The 21,822-nt window shown below is 65.6% G+C and carries 18 protein-coding genes; 10 read left to right on the top strand and 8 right to left on the bottom strand.

Annotated elements, in window-relative coordinates; translation table 11 throughout:
* The first annotated feature begins 328 nt into the window (after positions 1-328).
* The 6 genes from AR540_RS21620 (at position 329) to acs (ending at position 7,928) form a co-directional block, all read left to right on the top strand.
* Positions 329-1,720, top strand: coding sequence for a polynucleotide adenylyltransferase PcnB (locus AR540_RS21620; RefSeq protein WP_059231996.1), 1,392 nt, complete (start codon positions 329-331; stop codon positions 1,718-1,720).
* On the top strand, positions 1,717-2,220 hold the full coding sequence (gene folK, locus AR540_RS21615) for a 2-amino-4-hydroxy-6-hydroxymethyldihydropteridine diphosphokinase (RefSeq protein WP_177339269.1): 504 nt from the start codon (positions 1,717-1,719) through the stop codon (positions 2,218-2,220). The genes AR540_RS21620 and folK overlap by 4 nt, the downstream gene beginning before the upstream one ends.
* 128 nt (positions 2,221-2,348) lie before the next feature.
* Positions 2,349-3,149, top strand: coding sequence for a 3-methyl-2-oxobutanoate hydroxymethyltransferase (gene panB / locus AR540_RS21610; RefSeq protein WP_059231992.1), 801 nt, complete (start codon positions 2,349-2,351; stop codon positions 3,147-3,149).
* Positions 3,146-4,003, top strand: a complete 858-nt coding sequence (gene panC / locus AR540_RS21605; protein ID WP_059231990.1) for a pantoate--beta-alanine ligase — start codon at positions 3,146-3,148, stop codon at positions 4,001-4,003. Before panB ends, panC begins: the two co-directional genes overlap by 4 nt.
* 169 nt (positions 4,004-4,172) lie before the next feature.
* A complete protein-coding gene (gene pgi, locus AR540_RS21600; protein ID WP_059231987.1) occupies positions 4,173-5,837 on the top strand; it encodes a glucose-6-phosphate isomerase in 1,665 nt (554 codons plus the stop codon).
* A gap of 126 nt (positions 5,838-5,963) precedes the next feature.
* Positions 5,964-7,928, top strand: coding sequence for an acetate--CoA ligase (gene acs / locus AR540_RS21595; protein ID WP_059231985.1), 1,965 nt, complete (start codon positions 5,964-5,966; stop codon positions 7,926-7,928).
* A gap of 358 nt (positions 7,929-8,286) precedes the next feature.
* Here acs and AR540_RS21590 read toward each other — a convergent pair whose 3' ends face one another.
* Both AR540_RS21590 and AR540_RS21585 read right to left on the bottom strand, forming a co-directional pair.
* Positions 8,287-8,739, bottom strand: coding sequence for a PA2169 family four-helix-bundle protein (locus AR540_RS21590; RefSeq protein WP_059231983.1), 453 nt, complete (start codon positions 8,737-8,739; stop codon positions 8,287-8,289).
* 63 nt (positions 8,740-8,802) lie between these two features.
* Complete coding sequence (locus AR540_RS21585; RefSeq protein ID WP_007159717.1) at positions 8,803-9,162, bottom strand: BON domain-containing protein; 360 nt, start codon at positions 9,160-9,162, stop codon at positions 8,803-8,805.
* A gap of 369 nt (positions 9,163-9,531) precedes the next feature.
* Here AR540_RS21585 and AR540_RS21580 point away from each other — a divergent pair, with 369 nt between their 5' ends.
* The 3 genes from AR540_RS21580 (at position 9,532) to AR540_RS21570 (ending at position 14,771) form a co-directional block, all read left to right on the top strand.
* The gene (locus tag AR540_RS21580) at positions 9,532-13,038 is read left to right on the top strand and encodes a bifunctional diguanylate cyclase/phosphodiesterase (RefSeq protein ID WP_059231981.1); all 3,507 of its coding nucleotides are present in this window, start codon (positions 9,532-9,534) and stop codon (positions 13,036-13,038) included.
* An 86-nt stretch (positions 13,039-13,124) separates the two neighbouring features.
* Positions 13,125-13,316, top strand: coding sequence for a hypothetical protein (locus AR540_RS21575; protein WP_059231979.1), 192 nt, complete (start codon positions 13,125-13,127; stop codon positions 13,314-13,316).
* 195 nt (positions 13,317-13,511) lie between these two features.
* The gene (locus AR540_RS21570) at positions 13,512-14,771 is read left to right on the top strand and encodes a cation:proton antiporter (protein WP_059231977.1); all 1,260 of its coding nucleotides are present in this window, start codon (positions 13,512-13,514) and stop codon (positions 14,769-14,771) included.
* A 57-nt stretch (positions 14,772-14,828) separates the two neighbouring features.
* Here the strand turns inward: AR540_RS21570 and speD are convergent, their stop codons facing one another.
* Complete coding sequence (gene speD / locus AR540_RS21565; RefSeq protein WP_059232054.1) at positions 14,829-15,623, bottom strand: adenosylmethionine decarboxylase; 795 nt, start codon at positions 15,621-15,623, stop codon at positions 14,829-14,831.
* Positions 15,624-15,912: 289 nt separating this feature from the next.
* The gene (locus AR540_RS21560) at positions 15,913-16,335 is read right to left on the bottom strand and encodes an OsmC family protein (protein ID WP_059231974.1); all 423 of its coding nucleotides are present in this window, start codon (positions 16,333-16,335) and stop codon (positions 15,913-15,915) included.
* Positions 16,336-16,544: 209 nt separating this feature from the next.
* Between AR540_RS21560 and crp the strand changes: the two genes are divergently transcribed.
* Entirely contained in the window at positions 16,545-17,189 is a 645-nt protein-coding gene (gene crp / locus AR540_RS21555) for a cAMP-activated global transcriptional regulator CRP (RefSeq protein ID WP_027597530.1), read from the top strand.
* Between the two features lie 62 nt (positions 17,190-17,251).
* On the opposite strand, the gene AR540_RS21550 is transcribed toward crp, so the two are convergent.
* From AR540_RS21550 to AR540_RS21535, 4 genes are all read right to left on the bottom strand, one after another.
* Entirely contained in the window at positions 17,252-19,018 is a 1,767-nt protein-coding gene (locus tag AR540_RS21550) for a BCCT family transporter (RefSeq protein WP_059231972.1), read from the bottom strand.
* A 268-nt stretch (positions 19,019-19,286) separates the two neighbouring features.
* Positions 19,287-20,111 (bottom strand): indole-3-glycerol phosphate synthase TrpC, encoded by an 825-nt coding sequence (trpC, locus tag AR540_RS21545; protein ID WP_059231970.1) that lies wholly within the window; start codon positions 20,109-20,111, stop codon positions 19,287-19,289.
* Positions 20,108-21,157, bottom strand: coding sequence for an anthranilate phosphoribosyltransferase (gene trpD / locus AR540_RS21540; RefSeq protein WP_059231968.1), 1,050 nt, complete (start codon positions 21,155-21,157; stop codon positions 20,108-20,110). The genes trpC and trpD overlap by 4 nt, the downstream gene beginning before the upstream one ends.
* Entirely contained in the window at positions 21,158-21,751 is a 594-nt protein-coding gene (locus tag AR540_RS21535) for an anthranilate synthase component II (protein ID WP_059231966.1), read from the bottom strand.
* Positions 21,752-21,822: the final 71 nt, after the last annotated feature.

Below are 21,822 nucleotides of genomic sequence, written 5' to 3'. Positions count from 1 at the left end.
AAAACTGCCCCGAGGCAGCACCCGTACCAGGCAGAGCAGGAATGATCCTGACGGCATCAGCTTCCAAAGTAATCCGTTTGCTCTTGGCTCTAGACTTCAGAGCCTTTCCGGCGGCCGGTAACCGCACGGGACAGACCACACAAGAAAAACAAGAGGTCTGGATAGACAATAAAAACAAAGCACGTACCACTTTGGGGGGGAGCTTCGGCTCCCCCAGTGCCTTTGACAGCCTCCCCTCCCTCGTTCAAGATCCCCTCCTTATCTATCGCGCAATGGTTCCTGCTAGGGTCCAGCTTGCGTATAGCCGTCTCTCCGAACAGAAACTCGCATGCTGAAGAAGCTGATCCAGACCCTGCGTTCGCCCCTGCGGCGAACTCCGCCCGCGCCTGCCTTGCCCATCGAACTGCCCCGCAGTCAGCATGCTCTGGAACGCGAGCGCATCAGCCGTCACGCCCTGAGCGTCGTCGACCGGTTGGAAAAGGCCGGCTACCAGGCCTATCTGGTGGGCGGTTGCGTACGGGACCTGCTGCTGGGCTTCACGCCCAAGGACTTCGACGTGGCCACCAGCGCCACCCCCGAGCAGGTCCGCGCGGAATTCCGCAACGCCCGAGTCATCGGCCGCCGCTTCAAGCTGGTCCATGTACACTTCGGCCGCGAGATCATCGAGGTCGCCACCTTCCGCGCCAACCATCCCACCGGCGATGCCGAGGACGAGACCCAGGGCTCGCGCCACGAGAGCGGTCGGATCCTGCGCGATAACATCTATGGCAACCAGGAACAGGATGCCCAGCGCCGCGACTTCACCATCAACGCGCTCTACTACGATGCCAGTGGCGAACGCATCCTCGACTACGCCAACGGCGCCCAGGACATCCGCCTGCGGCAGATCCGTCTGATCGGCGATCCGGAACAGCGCTACCAGGAAGATCCGGTACGGATGCTGCGCGCCGTGCGCTTCGCCGCCAAGCTGGACTTCGAGATCGAGACGGCCACCGCCGAGCCCATCGCCCGCCTTGCCCCGCTGCTGCGCGACATTCCGCCCCCCCGGCTGTTCGACGAGGTGATCAAGCTGCTGCTCGGCGGCAAGGCCGAACGGACCTTCGAGCTGCTCTGCCAGTACGGCCTCTTCGCCCCGCTGTTCCCCGCCAGCGGCGAAGCCCTGGAGCGCGATCCCGAGTATGCCGGTAGCCTGATCCGCAAGGCCCTGGCCAATACCGACGCCCGCATCCGCGAAGGCAAGCCGGTCACCCCGGCCTTCCTCTTCGCCGCCCTGCTCTGGCCGGCGCTGCCCGAGCGCGTCCGCCATCATCAGGACCGCGGCCTGCCGCCGATTCCGGCGATGCAGGAAGCCGCCCACGACCTGACCTTGCAACAGTGCCAGCGCACCGCCGTACCCAAGCGCTTCACCATGCCCATGCGCGAGATCTGGGACATGCAGGAGCGCCTGCCGCGGCGCCAGGGCAAGCGGGCCGACCTGTTGCTGGAGAATCCGCGCTTCCGTGCCGGCTACGACTTCCTGCTGCTGCGCGAGAGCGCCGGCGAGGAAACCGGTGGCCTGGGCGAGTGGTGGACCCGCTACCAGGAAGTCGATGACAGCCAGCGACGCGAAATGATCAAGAATCTCAGCCGTGAGGAAGGCGCACCGGCCAAGCGTCGGCGCCGCGGTGGCAGCAGTCGCAAGCGGCGCAGCGCCGACGCCCCTTCCGCCGGCGAAGAATGATGGAGCGGGTCTACCTCGGCCTCGGCAGCAACCTGGCCGAACCCCGACGCCAGCTGGATGCGGCCCTGGATGCCCTGGCCGCCCTGCCAGCCAGCCAACTGGTCGCGGTATCGGCCTTCTACGCCAGCGATCCCCTGGGACCGCCCGACCAGCCGCGCTACGTCAACGCCGTGGCCGCCCTGGATACCGAACTCGCTCCTCTGGCGCTGCTCGACGCCACCCAGGCCATCGAGCGGCAGCAGGGCCGTGTACGCAAAGATGAGCGCTGGGGTCCGCGTACCCTGGACATCGACATCCTGCTGTTCGGCGAGCGGCTGATCGACGAGCCGCGCCTGCAGGTGCCGCACTACCACCTCCACGCCCGGGCCTTCGTGCTCTATCCCCTGGCGGATCTCGCACCAGCACTGCGCCTGCCCGATGGCCGCCACCTGCCCGACCTGCTAGCCGCCTGTCCTTTCGCAGGCCTCGAGCGACTGGTACCGTCGTTACCCACCCAGTAACACGGCGGTAACAACGATCATTGACTTGTACCGAGCGCGCCGGGACTATAGCAGCCGTTTTCGCGCGGCCACCCCGCGTCCGCGGCGCCAGACAATAACCATAGCGCCGTCCCACGAGGACCCTTTGCATGCCTGATATCAGCCTCACGACCCTCCAGGGACTCAAGCAGCGCGGCGAGAAGATCGCCATGCTCACCGCCTACGATGCCACCTTCGCCCAGGCCGCCAGTCAGGCCGGTGTCGAGATGCTGCTCGTCGGCGACTCCCTCGGCATGGTGCTGCAGGGCCACGACAGCACCCTGCCGGTAACCCTCGATGACATGGTCTACCACACCGCCTGCGTCAAGCGCGGCCAGGCCGGTGCCTTCATCGTCGCCGACCTGTCGTTCATGACCTATGCCACCCTGGAGCAGACCCTGACCAGCGCCGGCCGCCTGATGCAGGCCGGCGCCCAGATGGTCAAGCTGGAAGGCGATGGCTGGCTGGCCGAGCCGATCCGCCGCCTGGCGGCCAATGGCGTGCCGGTCTGCGCCCACCTGGGCCTCACGCCCCAGTCGGTCAACGTCTTCGGTGGCTTCAAGGTGCAGGGGCGCGATCCGATTCGCGCCCAGCAACTGCGTGACGCGGCCAAGGAGCTGGAAGACGCGGGCGCCGCCATGCTGCTGCTCGAGTGCGTCCCCTCGTCCCTGGCCGAAGAAATCACCCGGGGCGCCCAGGTGCCGGTGATCGGCATCGGCGCCGGGGCCGCCACCGACGGCCAGGTACTGGTGCTGCACGACATGCTGGGCCTCGCGCTGCGCGGCCGCACGCCCAAGTTCGTGCGCAACTTCATGGCCGGTCAGGACAGCATCCAGGCTGCCCTGGCGGCTTACGTCGCCGCCGTCAAGGACGGCAGCTTTCCCGCTCCCGAACACGGATTTTCCGCATGAAGACGGTCCATAGCGTCCGCGAACTGCGCGCCGCGGTCGCCGCCGCGCGCCGCCAGGGCCTGCGCATCGGCCTGGTCCCCACCATGGGCAACCTGCACGCCGGACACATCGCCCTGGTGGAGACCGCCCGTCGCCACGCCGATTTCGTGGTGACCAGCATCTTCGTCAACCCGCTGCAATTCGGCCCGAGCGAGGATCTGGACAAGTACCCGCGGACCCTCGCCGAGGACAGCCGGCAGTTGCACGACGCTCACTGCGATCTACTGTTCGCGCCCGCCGTAAGCGAAATGTATCCGCACGGGATGGACGGCCTGACCCGGGTGACCGTCCCCGGCGTCTCCGAAGGCCTGTGCGGCGCCCGCCGGCCGGGGCATTTCGAAGGCGTGGCGACGGTGGTCACCAAGCTGTTCCAGATGGCGCAGCCGGACGTGGCGGTGTTCGGCGAGAAGGACTACCAGCAGCTGGCGGTGATCCGCAAGCTGGTACAGGACCTGGACCTGCCCATCGACATCGTCGCCCAGCCCACCGTGCGTGCTACCGATGGCCTGGCGCTGTCGTCGCGCAACGGCTATCTCGACGAAAACCAGAGGGCCAGCGCGCCCTGCCTCTACAGTCTGCTCCGACGCCTGGCCGACCAGCTCTCCGCCGGCGCGGCGGTCGAGCCGACCCTCGCCGCCGGTGTCGCGGAATTGCAAGGTCAGGGGCTTACCGTGGACTACCTGGAGTTGCGCCGGCAGTCGAGCCTGCAGCCGGTCAGCGCCACGGATCGCGACCTGGTGCTGCTGGTGGCGGCCTACCTCGGCCAGACCCGGCTGATCGACAACCTGAGCTTCCGCCGCAGGGCCGGAGTGTGACGCAACCGAAGGTTGGCGCACCCCAGCCCGCTCGCACCCAGGAAGCCCGGAACATACCGGGCTTTTTCATGCTCGAAGCGCATCGCCGTGCCGCGCCCGATTTTCCCTTGCAAGCCGTTGGCTTGTGGGGCACAACAGCAAACAAGAGCCACCAAGGAAAAGCCGACCCATGGAGTACTTCCAACAGCCTCTCGACGTGACCCAGCTCGCCTCCTGGAAAGCCCTGCAGGACCACCGCAAGTCCATGCAGAATTTCCGCATGCGCGATGCCTTCGCGGCCGATCCGCAGCGCTTCAAGCACTTTTCCCTGAGCAGCAGCGGTCTGTTCCTCGACTACTCCAAGAACCTCATCACCGAGCAAACCCGTGAGCTGCTGGTGAACCTGGCCCGCGAAGCGGGTCTCGAAGGGGCCATCCGTACCCTGTTCGACGGCGCCTACGTCAACTCGTCCGAGCATCGCCCGGCCCTGCACACCGCCCTGCGCCGCCCGGTGGGCGACAGCGTGCAGATCGATGGCCAGGACATCATGCCCGAGGTGCACCGGGTCCTGAACCAGATGACCGAGCTGGTCACCCGCATCCACAACGGGCTCTGGCGCGGCTACACCGAGAAGCCCATCACCGACGTGGTCAACATCGGCATCGGCGGCTCCTTCCTCGGCCCGCAGCTGGTCTCCGAGGCCCTGGTGCCCTTCACCCAGCGTGGCGTGCGCTGCCACTACCTGGCCAACATCGACGGCAGCGAATTCCGCGAGGTGACCTCGAAGCTGTCCGCCGACACCACCCTGTTCATCGTCTCCTCCAAGTCCTTCGGTACCCTGGAGACCCTGAAGAACGCCCAGGCCGCCCGCGCCTGGTGCCTGGCCCAGGGTTGCCCGGAGCCGGAACTGCACAAGCACTTCATCGCCGTCTCCAGCAACGTCAAGGTGGCGGTGGAATTCGGCATCGCCGAAGAGAACATCTTCCCCATGTGGGATTGGGTCGGCGGCCGCTATTCGCTGTGGTCGGCCATCGGCCTGCCCATCGCCCTGGCCATCGGCATGTCCAACTTCAAGGACCTGCTGGCCGGCGCCTATGCCATGGACCAGCACTTCACCAGCGCCCCCTTCGAAGAGAACATGCCGGTGCTGCTGGGCCTGCTCGGGGTCTGGTACGGCAACTTCTGGGGCGCCACCAGCCATGCCATCCTGCCCTACGACCACCACCTGCGTAACTTCGTGAAGCACCTGCAGCAGCTGGACATGGAGTCCAACGGCAAGAGCGTGCGCCAGGACGGCTCGCCGGTGAGCCTGGAGACCGGCCCGGTGATCTGGGGCGGCGTCGGTTGCAACGGTCAGCACGCCTACCACCAATTGCTGCACCAGGGCACCCAGCTGATTCCCGGCGACTTCATCGTGCCGGTGGTGAGCCACAACCCGGTGGCCGATCACCAGCAATGGCTCTATGCCAACTGCCTGTCGCAGAGCCAGGCGCTGATGCTGGGCAAGACCCGCGAGGAAGCCGAGGCCGAGCTGCGCGAGAAGGGCCTGGGCGAGGCCGAGATCGCCAAGCTGGCGCCGCACAAGGTGATCCCGGGCAATCGTCCGAGCAACACCCTGGTGCTGGAACGCATCTCGCCACGACGCCTGGGTGCGCTGGTGGCCCTGTACGAGCACAAGGTGTTCGTGCAGAGCGTCATCTGGGGCATCAACTGCTTCGACCAGTGGGGCGTCGAGCTGGGCAAGGAGCTGGGCAAGGACGTCTACCAGCACATCATCGGCCGCGGCGAAGGCAAGGCCGACGATGGTTCGACCCAGGGCCTGATCGATTACTTCCGCGGTCGCCACCGCGGCTGATCGCCGTTCCCGCTCGAAGAAAAGCGCCGCTCTGCGGCGCTTTTTTCGTTTTATCGCCTCGCTGAACCCCGGCAGGCCATCCGCGGCCTAAACTAGGAGCACAACAACACCAAGAAGGAGCCGGCCATGAGCCAACGCTATCCCGTGCCCGAGAGCCTGAGTGCCCGCACCCACCTCGACGAAGCCCGTTATCGCGAGCTCTACCAGCGCTCGGTGGAACAGCCGGAGCGCTTCTGGAGCGAACAGGCCAGCGCCCTGCTCGACTGGTTCCGCACCTGGGACGAGGTCCATAGCGGCGATATGCGCAAGGGCCAGACCCGCTGGTTCAGCGGTGGCCAGCTCAACGTCGCCTACAACTGCATCGATCGCCACCTCGCCGCTCGCGGCGACCAGACCGCCATCCTCTGGGAAGGCGACGATCCCGCCGACAGCCAGGCCATCAGCTATCGCCAGTTGCACGAGCACGTCGGCCGCCTGGCCAATGTGCTCAAGGATCGCGGGGTCAGGAAGGGCGACCGGGTCTGTCTCTACCTGCCGATGATTCCCGAGGCGGCCTACGCCATGCTGGCCTGCGCGCGAATCGGCGCGGTGCATTCGGTGGTGTTCGGCGGCTTCTCGCCCGAGGCGCTGCGCGACCGCATCCTTGATTCCGACTGCCGGGTGGTGATCACCGCCGACGAGGGCGTGCGCGGGGGCAAGCGCGTCCCGCTCAAGGCCAATGTCGACAAGGCCCTGGTCAAATGCCCGGACGTCCACACCGTGGTGCTGGTCGAACGGACCGGTGCCGCCGTGGCCCGTCAGGAAGGGCGCGACCTGCCCTATGCCCAGGCGGTGGCCGCGGCTTCGCCCGACTGTCCGGCTGAGCCCATGGACGCCGAGGATCCGCTGTTCATCCTCTACACCTCGGGCTCCACCGGCAAACCCAAGGGTGTGCTGCACACCACCGGCGGCTACCTGCTGGGCACCACCCTGAGCTTCAAGTACCTGTTCGACTACCACGAGGGTCAGGTCTTCTGGTGCACCGCCGACGTCGGCTGGGTGACCGGCCACAGCTACATCGTCTACGGCCCCCTGGCCAATGGCGCCACTACCCTGATGTTCGAAGGTGTGCCGAGCTATCCCGATGCCAGTCGCCTGTGGCAGGTGGTGGACAAGCACCAGGTCAACATCTTCTACACCGCCCCCACCGCCCTGCGCGCCCTGATGCGCGAAGGCGACGGCCCGGTACAGCGCACCTCGCGCCAGAGCCTGCAGCTGCTGGGCAGCGTGGGCGAGCCGATCAATCCCGAGGCCTGGGAGTGGTATCACCGGGTGGTAGGCGAAGGGCGCTGCCCCATCGTCGACACCTGGTGGCAGACCGAGACCGGCAGCATCCTCATCGCTCCGCCGCCGGGCGCCCTGGCGCTGAAGCCGGGTTCGGCCACCCTGCCCTTCTTTGGCGTCCAGCCGGTGCTGCTGGACGAGCACGGCAAGGAGATCGACGGCCCAGGCAGCGGCGTGCTGGCGATCAAGGCCAGCTGGCCGAGCCAGATCCGTACCGTCTATGGCGATCACCAGCGCTTGATCGATACCTATTTCAGTGCCTATCCCGGCTATTACTTCACCGGCGACGGCGCCCGCCGTGACGAAGACGGCTATTACTGGATCACCGGGCGGGTGGACGACGTGCTCAACGTCTCCGGCCATCGCATCGGCACCGCCGAGGTGGAAAGCGTGCTCACCGAGCATCCCGACGTCGCCGAGGCGGCGGTGGTCGGCTGCCCCCATGAGGTCAAGGGCCAGGCGGTCTATGCCTTCGTCACCACCAAGGGCGGCGTGACCCCGAGCGACGAACTCAAGGCCCGGCTGCGCCAGCAGGTGGCCGACGAGATTGGCAGCTTCGCCAAGCCGGAATTCCTGCAGTGGGCCCCTGCGCTGCCCAAGACGCGCTCGGGCAAGATCATGAGACGCATCCTGCGCAAGATCGCCTGCGACGAGCTGGACAGTCTGGGCGATACCTCGACCCTGGCCGACCCTTCCGTGGTCGACAGTCTGATCGAGGCCCGCCTCAATCGCGGTACGGGCAAGGCCGGAACGACGGGCAACGGATGAAGTTGGGTCTGACTTCAGTCTGCTATCGCGGCCCTGGGCCGCTCCTACAGGAAGAGGTACGCTGGTTTGACATGATCTTGCCGTGGCTGATGAAACTGAACGCCTGCTCAGATAACCCCCTCTCCCCTCGGGAGAGGGTTGGGGTGAGGACCTCCTCGCCACCAAGTCTCCAGTGGAAAAGGCTGCGCCGTTTTCCACGCTACGAGAGGTGTCCCCACAGCGATAAGACAGTTGCTCCTACGGATCAGGTCCACCGTAGGAGCGGCCCATGGCCGCGATTAGGCAGGAGCGATAGAGGCCCAAGTAGTGGTTCATGAAAAACCCCGCATCGTGCGGGGCTTTTCCTTGCCGGTCAGGCTCAGTGGGCGGCTTGCATACGGTGCTTCAGGTCACGCATGCGATCATGGGTCGCACGGGCCTTTTCCAGCTGGCTGCGCAGGTTGGCCTGGGCATCCGGCGTGGCATGTTCGTTCACGGCGCGTTCCAAGGCGTGCAGCAGGCGATCTTCCTGCTCTTCCAGTTCGCTGACGTAGGTGACCTCTTCCTTCTCCTTGCTGGCGAAGGAGGTTTTGACGTCGGTGTAGTACTTGCGGAAGCTGCCGGCGAAGGTGCCTTGTTCGGCGGGCTTCTCGCCAGCGGCCGAGACCTGGCTGCTCAGGGCGCTGATGATCTCGGTCTTGCTCTGGGCGATCTCGGTGAACAGCGCCTTGAGCTCGGGATTCTTCACTTCGGTGAGGGCATGCTCGTAGAAATTCTTGCCATCACGGGCGATCTCGATCAGATCGTTGAGGGTTTCGGTCGTGCTGGTCATGACGCTTCTCCAGGGTGATGGGCAACGGCAACCCGCTGGGCGGGCCGCCGTGGATGTCAGGCGTTATTGCGCGGCTTTCAGCGCATCGGCCGATACGGCCTTGACGCCCTTGATGGCCTTGGCTTCTTTGATCGCCAGGTCGCGCTGGGCTTCGGTCGCCACGGTGCCGGACAGGGAAACGACGCCCTTGTTGGTCTCGACCTTGATGGCGGTACCCTTGATGTGTTCGTCAGCCAGGAAGGACGCCTTGACCTTGCTGGTGATCCAGGTGTCGGAGGCGGCTTCTTCGGTCTTGTCCACGGTGTTGTTGGCGGCCAGCGTCATGTTCTGGCTGGTGGCAGCAAAGGCACCGCCGGCCAGCGGCAGGCTCAGTACGGAAGCGGTGACGGCAGCGAGGGCAAAGGTACCGAAAGTCTTTTTCATGAGATGACTCCTGTTTTCCTTGGTTGTACTGCGCCCGGTCCTGGCAGCAGCGACTTCCATGTAGAGCGCAACCGTTTCGCCGAATTCCAAAGAGATTAAAAGACAAATAAAATCAATGACTTGAATCAAAACCCCGCTGACCAAGAGCGGGCAAAATGCAATCAATCGATGAAATCGCCAGGCAAATTGCACGGTCGTGGCCAGTGGCAACCCCGGAGCCTGGAAGGCGCCTTTCAACGTACGAACGGCCAGGCGCGATATGCCCTCCTTCGGTATCTTTCTACCTGGTGAAACCAGAACTGCCTCACGTTTGGCAGGTCAATGCTCAATTGAACCCGAACCCCATGATCGGGCTTTAGAGGATCCCGGATGCGGCTTCCTTCCCCTGCGCGCATTGCCCTGACATACCTGGTGCTGAGCATCCTCTGGGTGGTGGGCACCGACACCCTGTTGCGCGTACTCCTCGGCGATGAGACGAGCCACTATCCCTGGCAGACCTTCAAGGGACTGGGCTTCGTTACCCTCGTGGCACTGGCGACCTATGGCTTGATGCGTCGCCAGCTCCACCAGCGCGAAGGCGTCATCGAAGCGCTGGAGGCGCAACGCGCTACCCAGGACTTCGTTCAGCGGCTGAGCAATACCGGCGACTGGCAACTGCTGCCCGATGGACGCCTGCTCTGCTCCGAACGCACCCTGGTGATGCTGCACCAACCCAAGGGCAGTGATCCGCTGGATTTCGCCACCATCGTCGCCTGCGCGCGCGCCGATGATCGCGATCACGTACGCAGCATGCTCGAACGTCTGCAGCACATGCAGGGCCCACTGAACTTCTCCGCGCATTTCGACGATGGTGACGGCAGCTGGCGCTGGCTCAACTGGCAGAGCGACTTCGACGAGGCCGGCATCACCCGCGGCGCGCTGGTCGATATCACCAGCCACAAGCTCGCCGAGCAGGCCCTGCAGGATAGCCAGCGGCGCTATCGCGAACTGGTGCAGCACCTGCCGCTGGTGGTCTTCGCCAGCGACCATCGCGGCCGCTGGCAATTTCTCAATCCGGCCTGGGAAGCGCTCACCGGCCAGGCCGCCGCCCAGCAGCTCAACCACCCCCTGGCCCAGGCCTTCCATCCGCAGGACGGCACCCGCTTGCGTCAGTTGGTGGCCGAATTCGCCGGCGGCCAGCGCCTGCACTGGAGCGGCGTGGTGCGGCTGCGCCTGTCGGTGGAAAGCCACCGCTGGATGCAGATGGAACTGCGCGCCGGCCTGGACGGCGAGATCCAGGGCACCCTGACCGACATCCATCACGATTACCAGGCCCAGCAGTTGCAGCAGGCCCGCAGCGATGTCCTCGACGACCTGCTCACCGGCCTGCCGCTGGCGGAAATCCAGCAGGGAATCGCCCTGCGCCTGGAGCGCATCTATCCGGAGATGCGCGTTGCCCTGCTGCTGGACGATCAGGGGGACCACCTGCGGGTGGCCGCGGCGCCCAGCCTGCCACCGGCCTTCCAGGCGGCCCTGGAGAGCGTTCCGCGGCAACGGCACGACCAAGGTTGCTGTACCGCCGTCACCGGCAACGCCCCGGTCTTCACCATCGACATCGAACTGGACCCGGCCTGGCAGCCGCTGCTGCCGGCAGCCCTGGCCGCCGGTATCCGTGGCGCCTGGGCCCTGCCACTACAGGACGAACAGCAACGCGCGGTCGGCGCCCTGGGCATCTACTACGGTGAACCGCGGCTGCCCGAGCCGGAAACCCAGGCGCTGATCACCGAATTCACCCGCCTGGCGGTGCTGGCGATCCGTCAGCAGCGGGTCGTCCAGGCCCAACGGGCCAGCGAGGCGCGCTATCGCGGCATCTTCGAGCAGGCCTACACGGGCATCATGCTCAGCGACCTGCATGGCCGCTGGCTCAGCGTCAACCACCACTTCTGCCAGATGCTCGGCTATTCGCAACCGGAACTCCTGCAGCGCGATGCCGCCTCGGTCACCCACCCCGACGAACGGCCGCTTGGCGCTGCGCTCCGGCAGCAACTGGTCGATACCGGACAGGATCGCTACACCCTGGAGAAGCGCTATCTGCACCGCAACGGCCAGCCGGTCTGGGCCAACGTCACCACCCGGCTGATCCGCGACGACCAGGGCGTTCCCCAGTACTTCATCAGCACCGCCCAGGACATCACCCTGCGCAAGCAGCAGGAAGAAAGCCTGCGCCAGGCCGCGGCCATGTTCGAGAACAGCCGCGACGGCCTGCTGCTGCTGGACGAGCGCCGCTGGATCCTGGCGGTGAATCCGGCTTTCGCGCGCCTGCTGGGTACCCAGGAAGGCACCCTGCTCGGCCAGCGCCTCGGCCTGCCCGGCGGCGGCCGCCAGGACCAGCGTTTCTACCGCGATCTCTGGCGCACGGTGCGCCGCGAAGGACGCTGGGAAGGCGAACTGCTCTGGCCGCGACTCGACGGCAGCACCTTCCCGGCCTGGACCGCCATCGACACCCTCTACCCGCGGGAAAGACGCCAATACACCGTCACGGTCAGCGACACCACCCGCCTGCGCGAGAGCGAGGCCCGGCTGAGCCACCTGGCCCACCACGATCCCCTCACCGACCTGCCCAATCGGCTGCTGGCCCGGACCCGACTGGAACATGCCCTGGCCCTGGCCGAGCCCCAGGAATACCTGGTCGCGGTGCTGGTCCTCGATTTCGACCATTTTCGCACGGTCAACGAAAGCCACGGCCATGCCCTGGGCGACGAACTGCTGGTGGAGTTCGCCGCACGGCTGCGCGCCCTGCTCAGCGAAGACATCACCCTGGCGCGTCTCGGCGGCGATGAGTACCTGGTCATCATCGAACGCCTCGACCGCCCCGAATTCGCCGCCCAGATCGCCCAGGCGATGCTCGCCAAGCTGGAGCAGCCCTTCCACTTCGGCGACCACGACATCTATCTGAGCGCCAGCATCGGCATCAGTCTCTTTCCCGACGATGGTGTCACCGCCGACGATCTCATCCGCAATGCCGACTCGGCGATGCACCAGGCCAAGGACCAGGGTCGCGATACCTTCCGCTTCTACACCCAGGCCCTCACCGAGCAGTCACGGCGGCGCCTCAACCTGGAATCGCGGCTGCGCACGGCGCTCAAGCGCGGTGACTTCGTGCTGCACTACCAGCCGCTGATGAGCGTGAGCACGGCGCAGACCATCGGCGTGGAGGCCCTGGTCCGCTGGCAGGACCCGGAACTGGGGCTGATCCCGCCCGCGGAATTCATTCCCCTGGCCGAGGAGACCGGTCTCATCGTGCCCCTGGGCGACTGGATCATCGAAGCGGCCTGCCAACAGATGCACGACTGGCTGGAGCGCGGTCTGGAACTGCACACCCTGGCGATCAACATCTCGCCCCGGCAATTCGCCAAGCGCGACCTGGCCAGCACCATCTCCCGGGCCCTGGCGCGCAGCCGCCTGCCAGCAGAGCATCTGGAGCTGGAGATCACCGAAGGCACCCTGATGGATAACGTCGAGGAGGCGCTGCTCTCGCTGGCCACGCTCAAGACGCTGGGCGTGCGCATCGCGGTGGACGACTTCGGCACCGGCTATTCCTCGCTGGCCTACCTGCGTCGCTTCCCGCTGGACAAGCTCAAGATCGACCAGAGCTTCATGCATGAGCTGCGCAGCGACAGCGGCACCCACAGCAGCCAGGCCATCGCCGCCGCCATCGTCGCCCTGGGCCAGGGACTGGACCTGGACGTGCTGGCGGAAGGGGTGGAAACCACCGAGCAGTGGGACATCCTGCGCAAGCTGGGCTGCCAGCAATGCCAGGGCTTCCTCTTCAGCCAGCCGCTGCCACCCCGGGAGTTCGAGCTTTGGTACGCGGAACGCCAACGGACGCGAGCGTGACCTCAGGCGACGAATGTCACTGTCCTGCAACCAAAACCGCTCTAGAATCGACGCTCCACCTTTCGTCTGTTCCCGAGGGCATCAGCATGAAGATCGTGGTCCGTCCGTTGCGCAAGTCCAGCAGCAGTGCCTGGCAGGTCTGTCTCGACAAGCAAGCCATCACCTTCCTCAGCGAAGCCGACGCCCGTAGTTACGTCGCCACCCTGGAAGCGCGCATCGCCGCGCCCCATCCGCTGCCCCTACGCGAAGAGGTGCCCGCCACGCGCGTACCGCTCTAGCCAGCCGCCGTTCGTCCCCGTGGCTCAGCCCGGCTCCCGCTGTCTGAAGCGCAAGCCAGGGCCGACCCACGGCTTCATCCGTTCGGGCTTTTGGATAGCCGGCTATTCATCATGTAACTTTTGCGGCCTCCGCCCCATCCTACTTCCAGGCCTCGCGCTCGCGGGGTCTCGCTGTCTGATGGATTTGGAACGCCCATGCTCGAACTCGCTGCTGCCTTTATCTGCTTCACCTCCCTGCTGACCTACCTCAACTATCGCTTCGTCGGCCTGCCGCCCACCATTGGCGTCATGGTCATCGCGCTGATCTTCTCGGTCGGCCTGCAGAGCCTGACCTGGCTGGGCTTTCCCGGCCTGGAACAGCGCATCGGCGAGTTGCTCGGGCAGATCGACTTCAACGATCTGTTGATGAACTGGATGCTCGGCTTCCTGCTGTTCGCCGGTGCGCTGCACGTCAACCTCAAGGACCTGCGCGACTACAAGTGGGCCATCGGCGGCCTGGCCACCCTCGGCGTGATGATCTCCACGGTGCTGATCGGCTACCTGACCCACTGGATCTTCGGCTGGCTGGGCTGGCACGTCGACCTGCTCTACTGCCTGATCTTCGGCGCCCTGATCTCGCCCACCGACCCCATCGCCGTGCTCGGCATCCTGCGCTCGGCGGGAGCGCCCAAGTCGCTGGAGACCACCATCGTCGGCGAGGCGCTGTTCAACGACGGGGTCGCCGTGGTGGTCTATTCGGTGCTGCTGGGGGTGATCCAGCTGGGGGAGACGCCTACCGTCCATGCCGCGCTCTGGCTGTTCCTCGAAGAAGCCGGCGGCGGCATCCTCTTCGGCCTGGTGATCGGCTTCCTCTGCTACTGGCTGATGCTGAGCATCGAGCAGCACCAGATCGAGGTGATGCTGTCCCTGGCGCTGGTGATCGGCGGCTCGACGCTGGCCAGCCACCTGCACGTCTCCGGTCCCATCGCCATGGTGGTAGCGGGCTTGATCATCGGCAACCTGGGCCGTACCAAGGCCATGAACGACTTCACCCGGCGTTACCTGGACGGCTTCTGGGAATTGATCGACGAGATCCTCAATGCCCTGCTGTTCGCCCTGATCGGCATGGAGCTGCTGGTGCTGCCGTTCAGCTGGACGCACCTAGGCGCGGCGTTGCTGGTGACCCTGGCGATCCTCTTCGCCCGCTGGATCAGCGTGGTGCCGGTGGTGCTGCTCAGTCCGCACTGGCGCAACATGACCCGCGGCACGGCGCGCATCCTCACCTGGGGCGCGCTGCGCGGCGGCGTCTCGGTGGCCCTGGCATTGAGTCTGCCGGCTGGTCCGGAACGGGATCTGATCCTGGCCCTGACCTACATCGTGGTGCTGGTCTCCATCCTCGGCCAGGGCCTGACCATCGGCCGGGTGGTCAAGAGCGTCACCGGTGGCACCCCGGTCGCGCGCGACGAGCACCACTGAGCCCCTGAAAAGCAAGAACCCCGCCGTGGCGGGGTTCTCTGGGCAATGCCCGAGCGATCAGCGCGGCAAGTTGCGGCCGGAGAAGATCTCACGCATCTCGTGCTTGAGACGCTGGGTGACCTGCTGGCGCTGCTCGGCCGAGAGGCTGCGGGAGGCGTCGCCGAACAGGTAATTGTCCAGCTCGAATTCCTTGAGCAGCATCTTGGTGTGGAACAAGTTGTCCTGGTACACGTTCACGTCGGTCATCTGGTAGGCCGCACGGGTGTCTTCGGAGAGGTAGTTCTGGATCGAATTGATCTCGTGGTCGATGAAGTGCTTGCGGCCCTCGATGTCGCGGGTGAAGCCGCGCACCCGATAGTCCACGGTGACGATGTCCGAGTCGAACTGGTGGATCAGGTAGTTCAGGGCCTTGAGCGGGGAGATCACGCCACAGGTGGAGACGTCGATGTCGACGCGGAAGGTGGCGATGCCGTCGTCCGGATGGATCTCCGGATAGGTGTGCACCGTGATGTGGCTCTTGTCCAGGTGGCCGAGGATGGTCTCGCGCAGCGGGCCGGGCGATTCCTCGATCTGGCTCTCGGTCGGCTCGACCGGTTGCTCGGAGATCAGGATGGTCACGCTGGCGCCCTGGGGATCGTAATCCTGACGAGCGATGTTGAGGATGTTGGCCCCGATGATGTCGACCACGTCGGTCAGGATCTGGGTCAGACGCTCGGCGTCGTATTCCTCGTCGATGTACTGGACATAGGCCTGTTGATCTTCCGACGTCTCGGCGTAGCAGATGTCGTAGATATTGAAGCTCAAGGTCTTGGTCAGGTTATTGAACCCATGGAGCCTGAGTTTGCTTTTCACGGTGGTAAAGCTCCCGTCGTGCGGTCTCTGACCGCGGTCCTGAATGCCCGTCAGTTGCGGATTGCGCAAGCTGCGTAGGGCGGCGAACACCTCTTCGCGATGGCGATTGGCTGTACTTGTCGGGGCCTGGACCCCTTAAGAGCGGCGCATTATGCAGATCGGCAGCGGCTGGGGCCAGAGTCTGCCGGGAGCAGGTGATGAATTGATGTCGGCCAGGTTGGCCACCACCTAGGCGCTGGCGGCCAACCCGGGCCGGCAGGCGACGCCCGGACGAGCGTCGCGCGAGGGTTCAGGCGAGTTCGACGAGTTCGTAGCTGTGGCTGATCTCGACGCCGGCCCGGCCAAGCATGATGGAGGCCGAGCAATACTTTTCAGCAGACAATTCGATGGCCCGCTTGACCTGGGCCTCCTTGAGGCCGCGGCCCTTGACCACGAACTTCAGGTGGATGCGGGTGAATACCTTGGGCTCGGTGTCGGCACGGTCGGCCTCGAGGAAGGCCTCGCAGCTCTCCACCGGCTGGCGCGCCTTGCGCAGGATGCTGACCACATCGTAGCTGGCGCAGCCACCCAGGCCGATCAGCACGGTCTCCATCGGTCGCACGCCAAGGTTGCGCCCGCCACTCTCCGGCGGACCGTCCATGACCACCACGTGACCACTGCCGGATTCGCCGAGGAACATGGCCTCGCCGGCCCACTGAATGCGTGCCTTCATCGCTTTCGTCCTACTTTAAGTGCAAATGGTGATCAGCTTAACATGTTGGATGTCGTAAACTGGCTGATGGTGCTGGGTTATTCAGCTCGCATTTACACTGCGCATGTTCTCATTCCGGTCTTTGAATCGGAACCGGCGCAGCTTATGCATGCACCGGTTCGGACATCGGTGCCCCCGACTCAGGTTAGTTTTCAACCTCAGGAATCAGCATGGCCGCTATCATCCCTCCCGCGAAGTTACAGCACATCGACAAGCTGCTAGCGCACTGCTCGCGTCGCCGCTACACGGCAAAAACCACCATCATCTACGCTGGCGACAACAGCGAAAGCCTGTTCTTCATCCTCAAGGGTTCGGTCACCATCCTCATCGAGGACGATGAAGGCCGCGAAATGATCATCGCCTATCTCAACGCCGGGGACTTCTTCGGTGAGATGGGTCTGTTTTCCAAGGAAGGCAGCGAGCCCGAGCGCAGCGCCTGGGTGCGCGCCCGTACCGAGTGCGAAGTCGCCGAGATCAGCTACAGCCAGTTCCGCGAACTGAGCCAGCAGGACCCGGACATGCTCTTCTCCCTCGGCCGCCAGATGGCCGAGCGGCTACGCCAGACCACTCGCAAGGTGGGCGACCTGGCCTTCCTCGACGTCACCGGTCGCGTGGCCCGTACCCTGCTCGACCTGTGCAAGCAGCCCGATGCCATGACCCACCCGGATGGCATGCAGATCAAGATCACCCGCCAGGAGATCGGCCGCATCGTCGGCTGCTCCCGCGAGATGGTCGGCCGCGTGCTGAAGTCCCTCGAAGAACAAGGCCTGGTCCACGTCAAGGGCAAGACCATGGTGGTGTTCGGCACCCGCTGACCCACCCCGCGCCTTCCCCTGCCAGGCGCTGGAGGGGAAGGCGCTTCCTTTCGTCCGGGGCTTCAGACCTCGGTCTTCTTCTCGACCCGTATCTCGGCCGCCGTGGTGGTGGCCGCGGTCTTCGCCGACTTCGGCTCGCCCACCACGAAGTGGAATTCCTCGCCATGCTTGGCGGCGCCATAGAGCACCGCCTTCTCGATCAGCTCGGTGCCGCGCAGGTGCCTGAGCATCAGCGGATCGCTGCGCAGGTCGCGGTAGAGCGCCAGGCACAGCAGCGCCATCACCACCACGAAGGGCAGTGCGACGACGATGGTCAGATTCTGCAGGCCGTTCAAGGCCGCGCCCGGATTGCCCGGGTCACCGATGGCCAGCATGATCGCCGCCACCGCCCCGGTCAGGGCGCCCCAGAAGATCACCGTGCGCCGCGACGGCTCGATGGTGCCGCGCTCTGATAGGGTGCCCATCACCAGGGAGGCGGCATCCGCACCGGAGACGAAGAAGATCGCCACCAGCACCATGACCAGCACCGAGGTGATCGAGACCCAGGGGTAGCTGGCCAGCAGGTCGTAGAGGGCGAAGTTGCTGTTCACCGCGCCGTCGACCAGGGTGAAGGCCCCCACCCGCATGGCGTCGATGGCCGCGCCGCCGAAGATCACGAACCAGACCACGCTGACCAGGCTGGGCACCAGCAGCACCCCGGTGACGAATTGGCGGATGGTTCGACCGCGGCTGATGCGGGCGATGAACATGCCGACGAAGGGCGTCCAGGAGATCCACCAGGCCCAGTAGAACACCGTCCAGCTGGACAGCCAGTTGCTCATGGCCTCACCGCCGCTGGCACTGGTGCGCGCCATCATCTCCGGCAGCAGGTCGATGTAGTCGCCGATGGCGGTGGGCAGCAGGTTGAGCATCAACAGCGTCGGGCCGACAATGAAGACGAACAGCGCCAGGGCCACCGCCAGTACCATGTTGGTGTTGGATAGCCACTGGATGCCCTTCTCCACCCCGGACACCGCGGAGAGGACGAAGGCCAGGGTCAGTACCGTGATGATGCCGATGTACAGCAGCTTGCCGGGCTGCTCGATCCAGCCATTGTGCTCCAGGCCACCGGCGATCTGCAGGGCGCCGAGCCCCAGGGAAGCCGCCGAACCGAACAGGGTGGCGAAGATCGCCATCATGTCGATGACGCGCCCCAGGGGGCCATTGGCGTGCTCGCCGATCAGCGGCCGGAAGGCCACCGAGATGAGCTGGCAGCGTCCGCGACGGTAGGTGCCGTAGGCGATGGCCAGGCCGACCACGGCATAGATGGCCCAGGGATGCAGGGTCCAGTGGAACAGCGTGGTGGCCATGGCCACCTGCAGGGCAGCGCTGCTCTGCCCCGCTACGCCACCCGGCGGCGGATTGAGGTAGTGCGACAGCGGCTCGGCGACGCCGAAGAACATCAGGCCGATGCCCATGCCGGCGCTGAACATCATCGCCACCCAGGACAGGGTGCGGAATTCCGGCTGTTCGTCGTCGCGCCCCAGGGGAATCCGTCCGTAGCGACTGGCGGCCAGCCAGATGACGAAGACCACGAAGCCGGTGGAGGTGAGCACGAACAGCCAACCGAAGTGGGTGATGACCCAGGCCTGGGCGGTCGAGGCGCTGCTGGCCAGGCTGGCCTGACTGACGAAGCCCCAGATCACGAAGGCCAGCGCGACGAGACTGGTGACGCCGAAGACGACCCAGTCCGTGGTGCCGGCGAGGCGCCGATCGCGCCGGGCCTCCTCGGTCCGCGAGGGGTCGGTGATGCTGATATCGAGTGTGTCGCTCTTTTCTACCGTTGCCATGGTTCTGCTTGCCCCTGGATAGCCTGATGCACGGGAGCTGTCGCCAGCGGGAACGACGGCCATACAGCTCCCCGATTCGTCACGGTGCAGCGAATCGGACGCCATTAACCGGGTTTAGGCAGGCGGAAAAAAACCCCTGCGTCGGCTGTGGACACACGGAGGTCGCTCTCGCTGTCCGGCAGGCGCAGGAGTCGACCTGGATCACTGCGCCAGAAAACAAAAGGCCCTGGTGTCATCCACCAGGGCCTTCGCGAACGCGCCCGCGGGATCAGGCGTCGAGGGGGAAGCGTCGCTCCGGGAAGAACAGACGCTGCAACTCCTGCCCCGGCTCTTCGGCACGCATGAAGGCTTCGCCGACCAGGAAGGCGCGTACCTCGTTGATCTCCATCAGCTCCACGTCGGCGCGATTGAGGATGCCGCTCTCGGTGATCACCAGGCGATCCTGGGGAATGCGCGGCAGCAGATCGAGCGTGGTCTCGAGACTGACTTCGAAGGTGTGCAGGTTGCGGTTGTTGACGCCCACCAGCGGGGTATCCAGCACGGTCAGCGCCCGCTCCAGCTCGGCGCCATCGTGGACCTCGACCAGCACGTCCAGGCCGACGTCCTTGGCCACGGCGGCCAGTTCGCTCATCTGGCCATCGTCCAGCGCGGCGACGATCAGCAGGATGCAGTCGGCGCCGATGGCCCGGGCTTCCACCACCTGGATGGGATCGACGAGGAAATCCTTGCGGATCACCGGCAGCTGGCAGGCCGCGCGGGCCTGCTGCAGATAGGCGTTGCCGCCCTGGAAGAAGTCCACGTCGGTGAGCACGCTCAGGCAGGTGGCGCCGCCCAGGGCGTAGCTGTGGGCGATCTCGGCCGGCACGAAGTGCTCACGGATCACGCCCTTGCTCGGCGAGGCCTTCTTCACCTCGGCGATGATGGCCGGCTCCTTGCGCGCCACCTGGGCCTGCAGGGCGCGGGCGAAGCCACGCGGAGCGTCGGCGGCGCGGGCCTGGGCCTCGAGTTCGGCCAGGGAGGTACGGGCCTTGAGCTGGGCGATTTCCTCGGCCTTGCGGGCCAGGATCTTCTGCAACACGGTGGGCACGGTCACGCGCGATTCTCCTCTCGATAGACGGAAGTGAAATGGGCCAACTCTTCGAGTTTTTCCCGCCCCAGGCCACTGTAGAGGGCGTCGTGGGCGAGTAGTACCCCCTCGTGCAGGCTATGGGCGAGATCGGCGGCATAGAGGGCGGCGCCGGCGTTCAGCACGATCATGTCGGCGGCTTTTTGACCGGCTTCGGTCTTGCGCCGGCCAAGGGCATCGCGGATCAGCGCCAGGGACGCCTCGGGGCCATCCACGGTCAGGCCGACCAGGGTCTGGCTCTTGATGCCCAGGTCCTCGGGCAGCACCTCGTATTCGCTGATGCTGCCGTCCTTGAGTTCGGCCACCTGGGTCGCCGCGGCCAGGCTGAATTCGTCCAGGCCGTCGCGGGAGTGCACCACCAGCACGTGATGGCTGCCCAGGCGCTGCAGCACCTCGGCCAACGGCCGGCAGAGGGCGGCGCTGAACACCCCGACCACCTGGTGGCGTACGCCTGCCGGATTGGTCAGCGGGCCGAGCATGTTGAACAGGGTGCGCAGCCCCAGGGAGCGACGCGGCCCGGCGGCATGGCGCATGGCACTGTGGTGCGACTGGGCGAACATGAAGCCGACGCCCACCTGCTCGACGCAGCGAGCGATCTGCGCAGGCGTCAGTTCCAGATAGATACCGGCGGCTTCCAGCAGGTCGGCGCTGCCGCTCTTGCCCGATACCGCGCGATTGCCATGCTTGGCGACCTTGCCACCAGCGGCCGCCACCACGAACACCGATGCCGAGGAGACGTTGAAGATGTTGGCGCCATCGCCCCCAGTACCGACCACGTCGACGACATGGTCGAGCGTCGGCAGCACTACCGGGGTGGCCAGTTCGCGCATCACGCTGACCGCGCCACAGATCTCGTCGATGGTCTCGCTCTTGATGCGCATGCCCATGAGGAAGGCACCGATCTGCGCTTCGTCGGCGCCACCGGTCATGATCTGGCGCATCACCGCCTGCATCTCGGCCACGTTGAGGTCGAGTTGGCCGCTGATGCGATTCAGGGCTTGCTTGATGTCCATCTAGCGGCGCCCTCCCTGCTGCTGGAGGAAGTTGGCCAGCAGATCGTGACCATGCTCGGTGAGGATGGACTCGGGGTGGAACTGCACCCCCTCGATCATGAACTCGCGATGCCGCAGGCCCATGATCTCGTCGACGCTGCCGTCCGGATGCTGGGTCCAGGCGGTGATCTCCAGGCACTCGGGCAGGGTCTCGCGCTTGACCACCAGCGAGTGGTAGCGGGTCACGGTGAAGGGATTGGGCAGGCCGGCGAAGACGCCTTCGCCGTTGTGGTAGACCGGACTGGTCTTGCCGTGCATCGGCTCGCGCGCCCGTACCACCTCGCCGCCGAAGGCCTGGCCCAGGCTCTGGTGGCCCAGGCAGACGCCCAGCACCGGCAGCTTGCCGGCGAAGCGTTCCAGGGTGGCCAGGGAGATGCCCGCCTCGTTGGGCGTGCAGGGACCGGGAGAGACGACGATGCGCTCCGGCGCCAGTTCTTCGAGTGCCTCGACCGGCACTTCGTCGTTGCGCACCACCTTGACCTCGGCGCCCAGCTCGCCCAGGTACTGCACCAGGTTGTAGGTAAAGGAATCGTAGTTATCGAGCATCAGCAACATGGCGGATCACCCTTGGAATCGATTGCGACTGTGGAAATGGACTCAGCTTCGCCACGGCGCCGGAAGCGGCT

The organism is Pseudomonas sp. EpS/L25 (genome assembly GCF_001512295.1).
Classification (GTDB): Bacteria; Pseudomonadota; Gammaproteobacteria; order Pseudomonadales; family Pseudomonadaceae; genus Chryseomonas.
The sequence above is the reverse complement of the archived record's forward strand: the minus strand, read 5'-3'. Positions and strand labels throughout refer to the sequence as shown.